This window comes from Streptomyces sp. NPDC008137 (genome assembly GCF_042957035.1).
Classification (GTDB): Bacteria; Actinomycetota; Actinomycetes; order Streptomycetales; family Streptomycetaceae; genus Streptomyces.
In genome coordinates this window covers 169,800-185,457 of sequence record NZ_JBIBHN010000012.1, presented here as the reverse complement: position 1 = coordinate 185,457, position 15,658 = coordinate 169,800, and the positions used below count along the sequence as shown (strand labels likewise).

Annotated in this window: 15 protein-coding genes; 9 read left to right on the top strand and 6 right to left on the bottom strand. The window is 70.7% G+C overall.

All coding sequences use genetic code 11. The features are described from left to right. The first annotated feature begins 32 nt into the window (after nucleotides 1-32). The 6 genes from ACFZBT_RS21260 (at nucleotide 33) to ACFZBT_RS21235 (ending at nucleotide 8,047) form a co-directional block, all read left to right on the top strand. Complete coding sequence (locus ACFZBT_RS21260; RefSeq protein WP_391105646.1) at nucleotides 33-1,070, top strand: substrate-binding domain-containing protein; 1,038 nt, start codon at nucleotides 33-35, stop codon at nucleotides 1,068-1,070. Nucleotides 1,071-1,142: 72 nt separating this feature from the next. Beyond that, complete coding sequence (locus ACFZBT_RS21255) at nucleotides 1,143-2,474, top strand: extracellular solute-binding protein (RefSeq protein WP_391105674.1); 1,332 nt, start codon at nucleotides 1,143-1,145, stop codon at nucleotides 2,472-2,474. A 2-nt stretch (nucleotides 2,475-2,476) separates the two neighbouring features. Next, complete coding sequence (locus ACFZBT_RS21250; protein ID WP_391105644.1) at nucleotides 2,477-3,397, top strand: ABC transporter permease subunit; 921 nt, start codon at nucleotides 2,477-2,479, stop codon at nucleotides 3,395-3,397. A 175-nt stretch (nucleotides 3,398-3,572) separates the two neighbouring features. After that, complete coding sequence (locus tag ACFZBT_RS21245; protein ID WP_391105642.1) at nucleotides 3,573-4,397, top strand: ABC transporter permease subunit; 825 nt, start codon at nucleotides 3,573-3,575, stop codon at nucleotides 4,395-4,397. 88 nt (nucleotides 4,398-4,485) lie between these two features. Then, nucleotides 4,486-6,951 carry a CBM35 domain-containing protein gene (locus ACFZBT_RS21240; protein WP_391105640.1) on the top strand — a complete coding sequence of 822 codons (2,466 nt, stop codon included), beginning with the start codon at nucleotides 4,486-4,488 and terminating at the stop codon, nucleotides 6,949-6,951. Between the two features lie 94 nt (nucleotides 6,952-7,045). Beyond that, nucleotides 7,046-8,047 (top strand): sporulation protein, encoded by a 1,002-nt coding sequence (locus ACFZBT_RS21235; protein WP_391105638.1) that lies wholly within the window; start codon nucleotides 7,046-7,048, stop codon nucleotides 8,045-8,047. Between the two features lie 493 nt (nucleotides 8,048-8,540). On the opposite strand, the gene ACFZBT_RS21230 is transcribed toward ACFZBT_RS21235, so the two are convergent. Further along, entirely contained in the window at nucleotides 8,541-9,524 is a 984-nt protein-coding gene (locus tag ACFZBT_RS21230) for a M48 family metalloprotease (protein WP_391105636.1), read from the bottom strand. Nucleotides 9,525-9,530: 6 nt separating this feature from the next. After that, nucleotides 9,531-9,917: a BlaI/MecI/CopY family transcriptional regulator gene (locus ACFZBT_RS21225; RefSeq protein WP_391105634.1), complete on the bottom strand. Its 387-nt coding sequence runs from the start codon at nucleotides 9,915-9,917 to the stop codon at nucleotides 9,531-9,533. A gap of 148 nt (nucleotides 9,918-10,065) precedes the next feature. Between ACFZBT_RS21225 and ACFZBT_RS21220 the strand changes: the two genes are divergently transcribed. The 3 genes from ACFZBT_RS21220 (at nucleotide 10,066) to ACFZBT_RS21210 (ending at nucleotide 11,630) form a co-directional block, all read left to right on the top strand. Beyond that, nucleotides 10,066-10,641: a TerD family protein gene (locus tag ACFZBT_RS21220; protein WP_391105632.1), complete on the top strand. Its 576-nt coding sequence runs from the start codon at nucleotides 10,066-10,068 to the stop codon at nucleotides 10,639-10,641. An 81-nt stretch (nucleotides 10,642-10,722) separates the two neighbouring features. Then, entirely contained in the window at nucleotides 10,723-11,388 is a 666-nt protein-coding gene (locus ACFZBT_RS21215) for a hypothetical protein (RefSeq protein WP_391105630.1), read from the top strand. Continuing rightward, a complete protein-coding gene (locus ACFZBT_RS21210; protein WP_391105628.1) occupies nucleotides 11,376-11,630 on the top strand; it encodes a twin-arginine translocase TatA/TatE family subunit in 255 nt (84 codons plus the stop codon). Before ACFZBT_RS21215 ends, ACFZBT_RS21210 begins: the two co-directional genes overlap by 13 nt. Nucleotides 11,631-11,642: 12 nt before the next feature. Here ACFZBT_RS21210 and htpG read toward each other — a convergent pair whose 3' ends face one another. The 4 genes from htpG to ACFZBT_RS21190 all read right to left on the bottom strand — a co-directional run bounded on the left by htpG (nucleotide 11,643) and on the right by ACFZBT_RS21190 (nucleotide 15,461). Beyond that, entirely contained in the window at nucleotides 11,643-13,541 is a 1,899-nt protein-coding gene (gene htpG, locus ACFZBT_RS21205; protein WP_391105626.1) for a molecular chaperone HtpG, read from the bottom strand. 86 nt (nucleotides 13,542-13,627) lie between these two features. Continuing rightward, nucleotides 13,628-14,329 (bottom strand): class F sortase, encoded by a 702-nt coding sequence (locus tag ACFZBT_RS21200; protein WP_391105624.1) that lies wholly within the window; start codon nucleotides 14,327-14,329, stop codon nucleotides 13,628-13,630. Nucleotides 14,330-14,463: 134 nt separating this feature from the next. Beyond that, entirely contained in the window at nucleotides 14,464-15,006 is a 543-nt protein-coding gene (locus tag ACFZBT_RS21195; RefSeq protein ID WP_391105622.1) for a hypothetical protein, read from the bottom strand. A 167-nt stretch (nucleotides 15,007-15,173) separates the two neighbouring features. Then, nucleotides 15,174-15,461, bottom strand: coding sequence for a DUF3040 domain-containing protein (locus tag ACFZBT_RS21190; protein ID WP_391105620.1), 288 nt, complete (start codon nucleotides 15,459-15,461; stop codon nucleotides 15,174-15,176). Between the last annotated feature and the right edge of the window lie 197 nt (nucleotides 15,462-15,658).

Here is a 15,658-nt window from a genome sequence, read left to right as displayed (position 1 = left end):
ACGACCCAAGTGTGACCGGTCACAATCCTCGCATGAATGTGACCGGTCACACAAGGCGCCCGGCGAGCATCAGGGACGTCGCGACCGCGGCGGGGGTCTCCTACCAGACGGTCTCGCGGGTGATCAACGGCCATCCGAGCGTCCGGCCGTCCACCCGGGAGCGGGTGCTCGCCGCCATCGACGAACTGGGCTTCCGCCGCAACGCGACGGCCCTCGCCCTGGCCAGCGGCCGCAGCCGGGCCGTGACCGTGCTCACCGCGAACACCACCCACTACGGCTACGCCTCGATCCTCCAGGGCATCGAGGAGGCCGCCCGCGCCGCGTCGTACGCGGTCGGGATCGGGGTCCTGGAGTCCGCCGACGACGCGGCCGTGGCCGCGGAGGTGCAGCGCGCGGCGGACGCGGGCGGCGGGATCGTCGTGATCGCCTACGATCCGGCCGGTGTCCGGGCGCTGGCAGCCGTGCCCGCGGCGCTGCCGGTCGTCGGCGTGGTCGAGACCCCGGCGAGCCCGCCCGGCGGCGACCGCCCATGGGTCTGGACCGACGACCGCGAGGCCGCCTACCAGGCGACCCGGCATCTGCTCTCCCTCGGTCACGAGACCGTGCACTACGTCGCCATCCCGTCCAGCACCCGCCGCACCAGCGCCCGCACCAGCGGCTGGCGGCAGGCGCTGAAGGAGGCCGGCGCCCCGGAACCCCGCCCCGTACAGGGAAGTTGGGGACCGGCGGGCGGTCACGCGGCAGGGCTGAAGCTGGCCGGCGACCCGTCCGTCACCGCGATCCTGTGCGGCAACGACGATCTCGCGCTCGGCGTGCTCCGCGCCCTGCACGAGGCCGGCCGCCCGGTGCCGGGCGAGGTCAGCGTGGCCGGTTTCGACGACGCCCCTCACTCCGCCTTCCTCACCCCGTCCCTGACGACCGTACGCCTGGACTTCACCGGCCTCGGGCGGTCCGCGTTCGCCCTGCTGCACGGGGTGCTGGAGGAGTCGGCGCAGGTTGCCCCGCACCCCGTGTCCGTACCCGAGCTGGTGGTGCGGGAGAGCTCGGGGCCCCCGCCCGCCGGTCGCTGAACACCGCACGTCCGCCCAGCAGTTGTGAGTACCGCTTCCTGAACCGCACCGCCTGCTCCGGAAAGGCTCATGATGAAGAGAAGAGCTCTCCCCGCCCTGGCACTGATATGCGCCGCCGGCCTGGCAGCCACCGCGTGCAGTGACCCGACCGCCGGGGACTCCGGTTCGGACGGTTCGGACGCCAAGCGGTCGGCGGTCGATCCGACCGCCCGCCTCGACGGCGTGAAGCTGACCATGTGGACCGCGCAGAACACGGTCAACGCGCCCAAGCAGGTCATCGACGCCTTCGAGAAGGCCACCGGCGCAACCGTCGACACCCAGGCCATCCCGGACCTCTACGAGCAGAACGTGCCGACGAAGCTGGCGTCCGGCGACCGCCCCGACCTGATGTTCTGGCAGCCGTCCATCTCCACCCTGCCGTTCATACAGCCGAAGCAGAACCTCCTGACCCTGGACGGGGAACCGTGGGAGGCGAAGCTCGGCGGGACCGAGAAGTCGCTCGGCATGATCGACGGCAAGCGGTACGCGGCGATCGTCACGAGCCCGGCCATGCTCGGCGTCTACTACAACAAGGACGTCTTCAAGCAGGCGGGCATCGCCGAGAAGGACTTCCCGAAGTCCTACGACGAGCTGCTCGCCCTCGGCCGCGAGGTCGTCGACAAGTCCGACGCCGCAGGCTTCTACGAGGCCGGCGGTGACAAGTGGCCGCTCCAGTGGCAGATGCAGCTCCAGCTCACCGACCTCGACCAGCAGTGGTGGGCCGATCTCAACACGGGCAAGAAGAAGTGGACCGACCCGGTCGTCGTCGGCGCGATCAAGAAGTACAAGGAGAAGCTGCTCGACGCCGGGCTCGCCCAGAAGAACTACCGGACGGGCACGTTCACCGGGCAGGCCGACGCGCTGTGGAAGGGCGAGGCCGGCATGGTCCTCAACGTCACGTCCTTCCAGAGCCAGTTGCAGGCCAAGTACTCCACCGCCGAGATCGACAAGAAGATCGGCTGGTTCCCGGTCGCCAACTCCTCGGCCACCGGCCTGTACTCCCCCGACCAGACCAACGGCGTCGTCGCCTTCAGGACCGGTGACGACAAGCGGCAGAACGCGGCCCGGCAGTTCCTCGCCTTCTGGCTCGGGCCGGACTACCCGGACTACATCAAGACGATGAAGATCCCCTCCGTGCGGCCGGACGTGCCCACCCCCGGCGGACTGCCCGGGACGTCCAAGGCCCAGGTGGCCGCCCTGCCGAAGGCCATCGGCGTCTTCCAGGCCAAGGCGATCGTCGCCCCGGACACCCACCTCTACCTGGCCGACATGATCTTCGGCAAGAAGAGCCCGCAGCAGGTCGCGCAGGCGATCCAGGACCAGTTCGCGCAGGTGGCCAAGGCCCAGGGCGCGCCCGGGTTCTGACCATGGCGGACACGGTCGTACGTACCCAGCCCGCGCCGGTCAGGGGCGCGCCGAAGAAGGTGGGGCGGCTGCCACGCGCGGCCGTGCACCACCCCTGGTGGTTCGCGCTGCCCGCGATCGTCGTCTTCGCGGGCTTCTTCCTGGTGCCGAACCTGCTCAACTTCTACTACCCGTTCACCAACTGGTCCTCGTACCACGCGGACATCGCCTTCACGGGCCTGGACAACTTCAAGACCATCGCCGAGGACGGCTCGCTGCTGCGGGCGATCCGTACGACCCTGGTGTACGCGCTGCTGGCGGCGCTGTTCCAGAACGGATTCGGGCTGGTGCTGGCGCTGCTGCTGGAGGACGACAGCCGCTTCAACCGGTTCTTCCGTGCCGTCTTCTTCCTGCCGGTGCTGATCTCGGCGCTCGCGACCGGTTACGTGTTCCAGGCGCTGCTGGACCAGGACGGGGCGGTCAACTCCCTGCTTGGCACGGACATCCCCTGGCTGGGTTCCACGACCTGGACGCTGGTGATCGTCACCCTCATCCACGGCTGGAAGTGGATGGGCCTGTCGATGCTGATCTATCTGGCCGGACTCAAGGGAATCCCCGGCGAGATGCTGGAGGCCGCGAAGTGCGACGGGGCGGGGCCCTGGCGGACCTTCTGGTCGGTGCGCTGGCCGATGCTCGCGCCGGCCGTCACCTTCAACGTCACCACGGCGCTGATCGGTTCGATGAACACCTTCGACATCGTGCAGGCCACGACGGGCGGCGGCCCCGCGGCCTCCACGGAGGTCTTCAACATCTACATGTTCCGGATCTTCGGACAGGGCCTGTACGCCCAGGCCTCCGCGATGAGCCTCGTGCTGTTCCTGGTGGTGGTCGCCGTGGCGATACCGCTGGTTGTGGGGCTCCGGCGAAGGGAGCAGCTGCTTTGAACCCTCCCCAGTCAAGCCGGGGATTCCTGGCTCACGTCGCCTGTGGCCCTGCGGACCATCAGGTCTTGCACGCTCAACACCAGCCGGGTTGGAACCAGCCCGGTTCGGTACTGCAAGCAAAGGAGTTGCTGTGCTGGCTTGGTTCTCGCTCAGCGCACCCAGGAGCCGACCAGCTGTGACCGCGGTGTGGCGGTACGGCCGCCCCTCCCTCGTCGTGCTGCTCGCCGCGCTGGCCGTCGGTGTGCCGCTCTGGCTGGTCGCCGTCACCTCCGCCAAGCCGCAGGCCGAGGCGATCGAGCCGAATCTCGACCTGCCCGGGCACTGGCAGCCCGCGAGCAACTACGCGGACGCCGTCGGCGAGGGCCAGATGCTGCGCGGCTTCCTCAACTCGCTGCTGGTCGTGGTGCCTTCGGTGGCGCTGGTGCTGATCCTGGGGGCGGGCGCCGCCTGGGTCTTCGCCCGCCGCAGGTCGAAGCTGGTCTCGGCGGCGTACGCGCTGTGCATCAGCGGACTGCTGCTGCCGCCCGCCGTCATCACCATCGTGATGGAACTGCGGCAGCTGGGGCTGGCCAATACCCGCCCCGGCATGATCGCCGTCTACACCGGCATGTACCTGTCGACGTCGATCTTCTTCATGACCGGCTTCATCCGCGCCATTCCCATGGAGCTGGAGGAGGCGGCCCGGATGGACGGGGCGACGCCGTCCCGGATCTTCTGGCGGATCGTCCTGCCGCTGCTGCGGCCGGTGATCGCCACCGCGACGATCATGGTGATGCTCTACGCCTGGAGCGATGTCTTCTACGCGTTCTTCGTCCTCGGCGGCGGAGAGCGGGCGCCCCTGCCGCTCAACCTCTACCAGGTCGCCAGCGCCCAGCTCTATCTCAACAACTGGCATCTCGTCTTCGCGTACGTCGTGGTGATGAGCCTGCCCATGGTCGCCGTGTTCCTCGTCGGCCAGCGAAAGATCGTGTCCGGAATCACCAGTGGAGCCGTCAAGTGACCGGAGGTCCAGCAGCGTGAGCACCCCCGCCCGCACCAGATCCCGCACCAGAACCGCCCTGATCACAGCACTACTTGGAGCAGCCGCCATGGCAGGCACCCTCCCCGCGGCCCATTCCGCCGCCGCGGCCGACCCACAGCGCCTCACCGTCGACCTCAACGCTTCCGAGGGCCCGGTGATGCTCGGCGCCAACGGCTCCCTCTACGGGCTCAGCGACGACGGCGTGCCCAGCGACGCCGCGATGGCGCCCCTGAAGATCACCAGCGTCTCGCAGAAGCCGGAGGGCGGCGCCCAGCACCCCAACGGCGACGCGCTCACCGTCTCCAAGTCGTTCTTCCGCAACGGCGGCGGCGAGATCAACGTGATGATGCAGGACATCTACGCCAAGTGGCCGTACGAGGACCTCGGCATCGACGACTACCTCCCGAAGGTCGACAAGATCGTCAAAGAGGTCTCGGCCGACCCGAACAGCGAGCGCTTCGTCTACATCCCGTTCAACGAGCCCGACCAGATCTGGTACAAGCTCGACGTCCAGGACCAGGCCCAGTACGAGAAGAACCGCGACCGGTTCTTCAAGGACTGGAAGTCGGTGTACCAGCGGATCCGCGCGATCGACCCGGACGCGCGGATCGCCGGACCCAATGAAGCGGCCTACCACACACGCCTGTTGAAGGACTTCCTGGCCTTCGCCAAACGGGAGAACGTGCTGCCCCAGGTGATGACCTGGCACGAGCTCGGCTCCGGTTCGCTGCGCGACTTCCAGGCGCACTACGACGACTACCGCGAGCTGGAGCGTGAGGCGGGCATCGCCCCGCTGAAGATCAACATCGATGAGTACGCCAACCGCCGCGACCTGTCCGTGCCCGGGCAGCTCGTGCAGTGGGTGTCCATGTTCGAGCGCAACAAGGTGTACGCCAACATGGCCTACTGGGACGCCGCCGGCAATCTCAGCGGCCATGTCGTGCGCACCAATATCCCCAACGGCGGCTGGTGGCTGTTCCGCTGGTACGCGGGCATGACCGGGAACACCGTGAAGGTGACGCCGCCGCAGCCCAACACGATCGACACGCTCCAGGGCCTCGCCTCCCTCGACACCTCCCGCCGCCAGGCGCAGGTGCTGCTCGGCGGCTCCGCCGCGGACTCGGACGTGGTCGTGCGGAACGTCCCGCGGTCGGTCTTCGGCCGTACGGTCACCGCGACGGTGGCCGAGGCCGCCTGGTCCGGCTACGAGGGGCAGCACGCGGCTCCGCGGGTCCTGGCGCGCACCAAGGTGAAGGTGGCGGACGACGGTTCGGTGACGGTCCCGCTGCGCGGACTGCACAAGATGTCGGCGTACCGGATCGTCCTCACCCCCGGCGGCTCTGGCACCCCGTCCGCCGCCTCCGTCCCGTGGTCGGCGTCGTTCGAGGCCGAGGAGGCTTCCATCACCGACGGCAAGGTGTACACGCAGGGCACCGTGCAGAACGCCAACGGCTACGCGGCCTCCGGCACCAAGGACGTCGGTTCGCTCAACCAGCCCGGCAGCGAGGTCACCTTCACGGTGACGGTGCCGAAGGACGGCACGTACGACCTGGCGATCCTGTACGGCAACCAGTCCGGCGGCCCCGCCACGCAGAAGCTGACGGTCGACGGCGGCGAACCCGCGACGGTCGGCTACTCCTCCACCGAGAACTGGACGTACCGCGCCAAGAAGGACGTGGAGCTCCAGCTGAAGGCGGGCACGCACCAGTTGACCCTGTCCAAGGGCGACGCCGAGGTCACCCTCGACCGGATCGACCTGACCACGCGGACGGGCGCGGCCTCCGCGGCGTACGAGGCCACCCTGGCGGACATCAGCGGCAGGCCGTCGTACGACTACTCGTCCTCGACCGGGGTGGGCACGGGCGCTCTGGTGCTGCGCTCTGGCGACAAGGCGGTGTTCGACGTCTACGCCCCGCGTGACGGCTACTACACGGTGACGCCGCGGGCCTCGGCGGCGGTGAGGCTCGCGCTGCACGGGGAGACGGTCACGGCCGCGCCCGGCCGACCGCTGCGGCTGTACCTGGTCGCCGGCAACAACCGAGTCGCGATGACGTCGGGCCACGCCGCCGTGCGCTCCCTCGACGTCTCCGGCGACGGTTCGGCCGCCGGAACGCTCTCCTACGAGGCCGCCTCGGCGGTGCCGGCGGGCGGCGCCAAGCTCGTCGACTCCCCGCACGCGTCCGCCGGCTCGTACATCGGCTGGCTGGGCAACAGCTCCTCCAGCACCGCCGAGTTCACGGTGCACGCGCCCCGGTCCGGCCGCCATGTGCTGGTCGTCCACTACGCGCACAACGACCGCAGGGACAACGGCCACGCCTACAACACGGACATCATGTCCCGTACGGCGGACATCACGGTCGGTTCCGCGGAGCCGGTGAAGGTCACCTTCAAGAACACCTGGAGCTTCGACGACTACTGGACGGTCGGCGTCCCGGTCGATCTGAAGAAGGGGGCCAACACGGTGACGTTCGGCAACGCGAGCGCCTGGGCGCCGAACATCGACCGGATCGAGCTGGGCCGGGTCGTGGGCTGAGCCGTACGGTGACGGGAGGCGGTTGCGGAGGAGCCGTACACTTCTACATGCTTGTAGAAACTCAGTACACGCATGCGAAGGAGTGGACGCCACCATGGTGTTCAAACGACTGCTGGGCGCGCTCGGCGTGGGCGGCCCGACCGTCGACACGGTCCTCGACCCGTCTCCCGTCCTGCCCGGCGGCACGCTCACCGGGCAGGTTCAACTCGTGGGCGGCAAAGCCGACTTCGACATCGAGCACATCACCCTGGAGCTGGTGGCCCGGGTCGAGGCCGAGCACGAGGGCGGTGAGAGCGAGGGCGTCGTCGTCTTCGACCGCTTCACCGTGGGCGGCGGCTTCCGGCTCGCCGAGGGCGAGCAGCGCGGCGTGCCGTTCAGTGTGACCCTGCCGTGGGAGACGCCGGCCACCCAGTTGCACGGGCAGAGCCTGGGCGTCGTCCTCGGCGTGCGCACCGAGCTGTCGGTGGCGGGAGCGAAGGACAAGGGCGATCTGGACCCGCTGGCCGTCGCGCCGCTGCCGGTCCAGGAGGCCGTGCTCGAAGCCCTGGGCGGGCTCGGGTTCGGTTTCAAGTCGGCCGACCTCGAGTACGGGCGCATCGGCGGCACCGGCCAGCGGCTGCCGTTCTACCAGGAGATCGAGCTCGTCCCGGCACCTCGGTACGCGCAGCGGGTCAACGAGATCGAGCTGACGTTCCTGGCGAACCCGGGCGGCGTGGAGGTCGTACTCGAGGCGGACAAGCGCGGCGGCTTCCTGTCCTCCGGCCACGACGCGCTGACCCGTTTCAACGTCTCCCACGAGGGTGTCGAGCAGCAGGACTGGCCCGCGATCGTCGACGGCTGGATCCAGCAACTCGTCGAACACCGGGCATCGTACGGCTCCCCCGTGGGCTTCGGCTCCCCCGCCGCGTTCGGGCCGGGCAGCCACGGGCACGACGGCCGGCACCACGACGGCCACCGCTCGGGCCCCGGCATGGGAACGGCCGTCGCCGCGGGTGCCGCCGGACTCGCCGCCGGCGTCGTCGGCGGCATGGTCGCCGGCGAAGTCATGGACGAGGTCGGGGACTTCTTCGAGGGCGAGGAGGAAGAGGAGGGCTGAGGCGGGGCCGATGTCGGGTCGGCCGGTCTGGCCGGGCCGGCGCCCGCGCAGGGCGCGATACCCCGGGCTGCTGATTCCCGGGTGCGGGTCCGGCGGACAGCTTCCCGGGCCATCGCCCGGCCCGGAGCGGGAGTCCTCAGTGCGGGTTCAGGGCACAACAAGCCAGTGCGTTGGCCGGCGGGGGCCCTTCAGCACCAGGCCAGGGCGCCAGGGAGCACAGCGGGTGCCCCGAGCACCGTCCGCGGCTCAGGGCCCCAGCCGCCTGCCCCGGACCGGACGGGCGAGGTGCCCTTGGGGGCGCGGGGCTGTGCTGGTACGCGGCTCCGCCGCGTGGGCGCGACCAGCCACACCCCACCCGCACACGCCGACGGCCGACAACACTCGCCACCTCGGCGCCAACTACCGAAGCCGCACCAGCCCCAGCCACACCTCGGGCCCCGGCTCCGGGCGACGGGGCCAGGACGCGAGCCCCCCCCCGTGGGACCAGGGCACCTCACAAAGGCGTCGCCGCGTGCAGGATGAGCACCATCGTGACGGCCGAGTTCGCGGACGACATCGCCGACACGGCCGTTCCCACCGCCGCACCCCATGCCGCGAGGCCGACCGAGGTGAACACGGGGGGCCAGGCGCGGACGGCGGGTGCGGGGCCGAGAAGGGCCGCCACCCGGCGCGGGACCGGGCCCGGGGCGGCGAGTCCCGCGAGCGTGGGTACCGGGGTGCCCCGGGAGACGAGGGCGGCCGTGCCGATGGCCCGGGCGACCGTGCGGCGGCTGCGGATCGCCCGGGCCGCTTCCTCGTCGGCCCAGCGCTCGGCCGTATAGGCCACGGCCGTGCGCAGTGGCCGCAGGAACGGGTTGGCGCGGGCGGCGAGCTGCACGGTGAGCAGGAACCGGTCGTGCCGGGCGTCGAGGTGCGCCCGCTCATGGGCGAAGAGGGCCCGGCGCTCAGCAGAGCGCAGCCGGTCCAGCAGACCGGTCGTCACCACGACGCGCCCCGCGCGCGGGCCACGGGCAGGACCACCGGCACCGCCACGCGGAGCACCACCGCCCCGGCCTCCAGGCAGCGCGTACGCGTACGGCACGGCGTCCGGCAGTACGGCCACCTCCGTGTCCGGCAGCCCGGCCAGGGCGCGGTGGGCACGGCGACGCACCCGGGCGTGCCGCCACAGGGTCCGGCCACAGGCGACGACCACCGCGCACAGCGCGGGAATCGCGGCCTTGCCGACGACCTCGTCGTACGGCACCGCCGCCCGCACCTCGGGGTCCGACCAGCCGTCGGGCAGCGGATTACCGGGGAGCTGAGCGGTGCCGACCACCATGACCAGGCCCAGGCACACGGTGCTGCACAGCGCCAGCACCGCGGCCATCACGGTCAGCAGCCGGGTCGCGGTGCGCGGATGCAGATGCTGCTCGGCGAGGCGGGCGACCGGCCATGCCGTGAGCGGCAGGACCAGTGGCATAAAGACGAAGACCCCCATGAGACCTCAGTCTTCCTCCTCGCCGTGCGCCTGATCCAGCAGGTCACGCACCAGCCGCTCGTCGTCCGGGCCGAGGCCGGTGAGAAAACTGGCCAGCACGGCCTCGCGGTCGCTCTCGGCGTCCAGCACCTTGCGCATCTTCCGCGCGGCCAGGCCCGCCTGGTCCGAGGCGGGCGTCCAGACGAAGGACCGGCCGACCCGCTCCCGGGTGACCGCGCCCTTGCCCAGCAGCCGGGTCAGGATGGTGATCACCGTCGTGTACGCGAGGTCACCGCCGAGGCGTTCCTGCACCCAGCCGGCCGTCGCCGGACCGTCCGCGGCCCGCAGCGCCTCCAGCACCAGCGCCTCCAGCTCGCCCTGCCCCCGCCGGGGACGCTGCCGGGGATCCGTCACCGCCCTGCCTCCCTTCCACCGCCCTGCGTTGCCCGTGGGCACATCGTATAGAGGCGCAGGAGCACCTTCCTTATTTTCTACAGTGTTGTAGATTTTAACTGGGTTCGCTTCCCGGACCCGGAACGCACACGTCAAGAAGGAGTACCCCGTGGGAGTTTCCCTGTCCAAGGGCGGCAACGTGTCGCTCAGCAAGGAGGCGCCGGGCCTCACCGCCGTCCTGGTCGGCCTGGGCTGGGACGTCCGTACGACCACCGGCACGGACTACGACCTGGACGCCTCCGCCCTGCTCCTGGAGGCCTCCGGCAAAGTCCCCTCCGACCAGCACTTCGTCTTCTACAACAACCTGAAGAGCCCGGACGGTTCGGTCGAGCACACCGGCGACAACCTCACCGGCGAGGGCGAGGGCGACGACGAGTCCGTCAAGGTGAACCTCGCCGCCGTGCCCGCCGGGATCGACAGGATCGTGTTCCCGGTGTCCATCCACGACGCCGAGAACCGCGGCCAGAGCTTCGGACAGGTCCGCAACGCGTTCATCCGGGTCGTCAACCAGGCCGGCGGTCAGGAGATCGCCCGCTACGACCTGTCCGAGGACGCCTCCACCGAGACGGCGATGGTCTTCGGCGAGCTGTACCGGAACGGCGAGGAGTGGAAGTTCCGTGCCGTCGGCCAGGGATACGCCTCCGGTCTCGCCGGAATCGCCTCCGACTTCGGCGTCAGCGTCTGACCCGGACCGACCCGTACCGCCGGGCCCGGCCATGCGCCGGCGGGGCCCGGCGACCGCATCAGCAAACGATCAGGAGACCACGTGGCCGAACCGTTCCGCCTCCGCCCCGAGGACCGCGCGGACTTCGAAGCGGTACTGGACCTGGCGCTGAGCGCCGCGGACATCCGCGGTGCCCTCGGTGCCGACCCGACCGGCCGGGCGGCAGCGCGCCTGCGCGCCCACACGCTGGCCCACGCCGACGACATCGCGGCGGCGGCCGAAGAGCCGTACCGCGCCTATCTCGCCGTACGCGGGGCGGCCGCCCGGCACGAGGCGCTGGGCTCGCGCGACACCGGCAGTCTGCTGCCCGCCCTCGCGGTGCTCACGCCTCTCGTGGCGGCCACGTCCGCCGGGGTCCTGCTCCTGCTCGGCGGCCTGCTCCAGGTGGCCGACGCCCCGGGGCCGTTGCCCGGATCGCTTCTGGCGTCCGGCTGGACCCTGGCGCTCGTGGCGGCCGTGACCGGCCTCGTCGCCCTGGCCGCGCTGCTGCGCACGGCCCTGAGCCGACGCGGCGCACCCACGGCCGGGCGTGTGGAGCAGGCCCGGCTGGCCTGGCGGCAGGCGCTGCTCGACCTCGGCGTGCTGCCCCGCCTGCGCGGGCAGCCGGCCCCGAGACCCGAGGCGGCGCTGACGCCGTGCTCCGCGCCCGATACGCTCGCGCCGTGCCCGGCCCGGGCGGGAAAGGACAGGACACCATGTTCGGACTGAGCGAGCTCGCGATCATCCTCATCGTCGTCATAGCCGTGATCGGAGCCAGGAAGCTCCCCGAACTCGCCCGCTCCGCCGGCAAGTCGGCGCGCATCCTCAAGGCCGAGGCACGCGCCGCGAAGGACGAGGAGGCCGGACCGGGCACCGCGCCGCGGGTGGTCCAGGGCGAGATCGTCCCGCCGGGCGGCACCGGCACGACCCCGCCCGGGGCGCGAGCGGCGGGCGCCCCGGACCACCCCTGATCCGTCCCGTGACTAGAGCGTGCGCTCCAGGCGGTCCGCCACCAGCTTGACGAAACGGGCCGGGTCCTTGGGCTGGCCGCCCTCGGCGAGCACCGCCAGCGTGTGCAGCAGCTCGGCGGACTCGACGAGGCCCGAGCGGTCCTCGCGCTCCTGGTACGCCTGGTTCAGCCCCTTCACCAGCTGGTGGCCGGGGTTGAGCTCGAGGATCCGCTGGGCGCGCGGCACCTCCTGGCCCATCGCCCGGTACATGTTCTCCAGGGCCGGGGTCAGATCGTGGGCGTCCGAGACGACACAGGCCGGAGAGACGGTGAGCCGCGCCGAGAGGCGCACCTCCTTGATGTCCTCGCCCAGCTGCTCCCGCATCCAGCCGAGCAGCCCGGCGAAGTCCTCGGCCTGCTTCTCCCGCTCCTCGTCGGCCTTCTCGTCCCCCTGGGCGTCCAGGTCGATCTCGCCCTTGGCGACGGACCGCAGCCGCTTGCCCTCGTACTCGCCGACGGCGTCCACCCACACCTCGTCGACGGCGTCGGTGAGCAGCAGGACCTCGATGCCCTTGTCGCGGAACGCCTCCATGTGCGGGGAGTTCTCGATGCTCTGCCGGGACTCGCCGGTGAGGTAGTAGATGTCGTCCTGGCCGTCCTTCATCCGCTCCACGTACCGCGCCAGGGTGGTCGGCTCGTCGTCGGCGTGCGTGGTCGCGAACGAGGAGACGGCGAGGATGGCGTCGCGGTTCTCGGAGTCGGTGACCAGGCCCTCCTTGAGGACGGTGCCGAACTCGCGCCAGAAGGTGGCGTAGCGGTCGGCGTCCTTGGTCATGAAGTCCTTGACCGTGGACAGGATCTTCTTGGTCAGCCGGCGCCGCATCATCCGGATGTGCCGGTCCTGCTGGAGGATCTCGCGGGAGACGTTGAGCGAGAGGTCCGCCGCGTCGACGACGCCCTTGACGAAGCGCAGGTACGGCGGCAGCAGCTCCTCGCAGTCGTCCATGATGAAGACGCGCTTCACATAGAGCTGGATGCCGCGCTTGAAGTCCCGCGTGAACAGGTCGTGCGGGGCGTGCGCGGGGACGAAGAGCAGGGCCTGGTACTCGAAGGTGCCCTCCGCCTGGAGGCGGATCGTCTCCAGCGGCTCGCGCCAGTCGTGGCTGATGTGCTTGTACAGCTCGTGGTACTCGTCGTCGGACACCTCGTCGCGCGAGCGCGCCCACAGGGCCTTCATGGAGTTCAGCGTCTCGGGCTCGGGCGCGCTGTCGCCGTCGCCCGCCTCCGGGAGCATCCGGATCGGCCAGGTGATGAAGTCCGAGTACCGCTTGACGATGTCCTTGATCTGCCACGGCGAGGTGTAGTCGTGGAGCTGGTTCTCGGGGTCGGCGGGCTTGAGGTGGAGCGTGACGGACGTGCCCTGGGGCGCGTCGTCGACCTTCTCCAGCGTGTACGTGGCCTCACCGCGCGACGTCCAGCGGGTGCCCTGGCTCTCCCCGGCCCGCCGGCTCACCAGCGTCACCTCGTCCGCCGCCATGAAGCCGGAGTAGAAGCCGACACCGAACTGGCCGATGAGCCCCTCGGCCCCGGCCGCGTCCTTGGCCTCCCTCAGTTCCTGGAGGAAGGTGGCGGTGCCCGAGTTGGCGATGGTGCCGATGAGCTGCCCGACCTCGTCGTACGACATTCCGATGCCGTTGTCCCGCACCGTGAGGGTGCGGGCGTCCTTGTCGACGTCGATCCGGATGTGCAGATCCGACACGTCGGCGTCGAGCGAGTCGTCCCGCAGCTTCTCCAGACGCAGCTTGTCGAGCGCGTCGGAGGCGTTGGAGACGAGCTCCCGCAGGAAGACATCCTTGTTCGAGTAGACCGAGTGGATCATCAGCTGGAGCAGCTGACGTGCCTCTACCTGGAACTCAAACGTTTCGGTCGTCATGTTTCGCGTCTACCTCACAGGTCCCACAGTCGCCTGAAATCGTGGCAGCAACTGTAAAACACCAAGTCAGGCCGCAGGCCCGGAAGTCAGACGAGGTGGGCGAACACCACCAGGTTCTCGGTGTAGTCCCTGGCCTTGCGGTCGTATGTCCCGGAGCAGGTGATGAGCCGGACCTGGGCGTCCCGTGTGTCGCCGTAGACGCGCTCGTCGGGGAACTCGTCCTTCTCGAAGGACTCCGCTCCGTCGACCACGAAGGTCGCCCGGCGGCCGTCGGCGCGCGTCACATGGAACCGGTCCCCCTTCCGCAGCTCGCTGAGCCGGGCGAACACGGCCAGAGAGGTCGCGGTGTCCACGTGGCCGGCGATGATCGCGGTGCCGGTCTCCCCGGGCGAGTGGCCCTTGGCGTACCAGCCGACGAGGTTGGTCTCGTCGGGCGGCGGGGGTGCGAGCTGACCCGAACGGTCGATGGCGAGGGCGGTGAACGGCGCGTCGACCGCGATCTTGGGGATGAGGAGGCGGAGCGGCCGGGACCGGGGCAGATGCGGTCGGGCCTCGGACGATCCGGAGCGGTGGGGTCCCGCGGACGTGGACGGGGCGGCCGCCGATACGGCCGGAGGGGCGTGCGGCGGGCCTCCGGTGTCGGACGACTCGTCGCCGCCGCCGACCAGGCACAGGGTCAGGACCAGGGCGGCCACGGCCCAGAAGGCCGTCACGGCGGTGCGGAATCGCCGCTTCGACTTCTGCGGCTCGGAGCCTGAGTCGGCGGGGGTGGGAGAGCTGGCTGCCATCGGGGACCACCTCATTCGGGCACGGCAGCGCATCGGGCAGGGCAGCGGGCACGACACGCGTGGACGGCGAGCCGGGCCGCCGCGACGCGAGGGGCACGTGCGGCGGCCACGGCGGCTATGTGGTCAGGCATCGGTCATGCCGTGCCCCGCGAGCCCCTCTGGCGTCGCAGCGCGTACAGGCCGGTGCCGGCCACCGCGAGCACGGCGAGACCGCCGGCGGTGACAGCCGGCCCGGCCAGGGCGCCACCACCGGTGTGGACACCGCCGCGCGGCTTGTCGTGCCTGCCGTTCTCGTCGTGCCTGCCGTTCCCGTCGTGCCTGCCGTTCTCGTCGTGCTTGTCGCCCCAGTCCTTGCCGTGCTCGTCGTGCTTGTCCCAGTCCTTGTCGCGCTTGTCGCCGTAGGGGTCGTCGTGCTTGTCGCCCCAGGGGTCCTCGCCGCGCTCGTCGTGCCTGGGGTTGTCCCAGTCGTCGTCGGCGTTCACGGCGGCCAGCGCTCCGCCACCCGTGTGTACCCCGCCGCGCGGCTCGTGGTGCTTGCCGTCTCTGTGGTGCTCCTTGCTGTAGGAAGTGTTGTCGTGGTCCCGGTCACCCATGGCCTCGGCACAGGCGGTGGGTGCGGCGATCGCGAGGGCCGCCGTGGCGGTTGCCGTCGCGAGCAGAATGCGGGCAGAGCGCATCGGTAGTCCTTCCGTCGCGGTCCGGGCAGCTGACGCCTCGCCAGCCCAGGAGACCCGGCCTCGACGTGAACCACCGTCAGTCATGCCGGTCGGTCCCACCATCCGGGACGATCACACGGGTTACGGGCCGCACTCTTCCGGCGGCATTTCCATGCTCACCCGTGGTGTCACCGCCTCCTCGGGCTCTGACGCCCCAGGCGGCTCGGGTCCGGGTCGACCAGCTGGGCCGACATGCCGACCACGACGAGTCCGGCCGCGATGAGCAGCCCCTGGGCCAGGGCGATGCCGGAGCCGAGGACGGCCACGCCCAGTGCCAGTCCCCACCAGGCTCCGGTACGCCGGTACTCCCCGGGCCGGGCCGGACGGCCGGATCGCAGGGCCCGGGCGAACCTGGGGTCCTCCCGCTCGAGTCGCGCTTCGAGGTCGACGAGACGTTCGTCTCCGGACTGGGGCACGGCTTCTCCTTCCCGGAACCCGACAGCGCTTCGAGGCAGGGCACGGCCGAGGCCATGGCAAGTCCTGGGGGTCGGGCCACGTGACGGTGCGGAGGGAGACGGCCCGCCGACGGACGGTGCGGCCGGTCTCACCAGGGCTTCAGCTTCTCCCCCCTCCAGCGGCCTCCGCCATCAGGCCCCACCCTCATCCTTCCCGG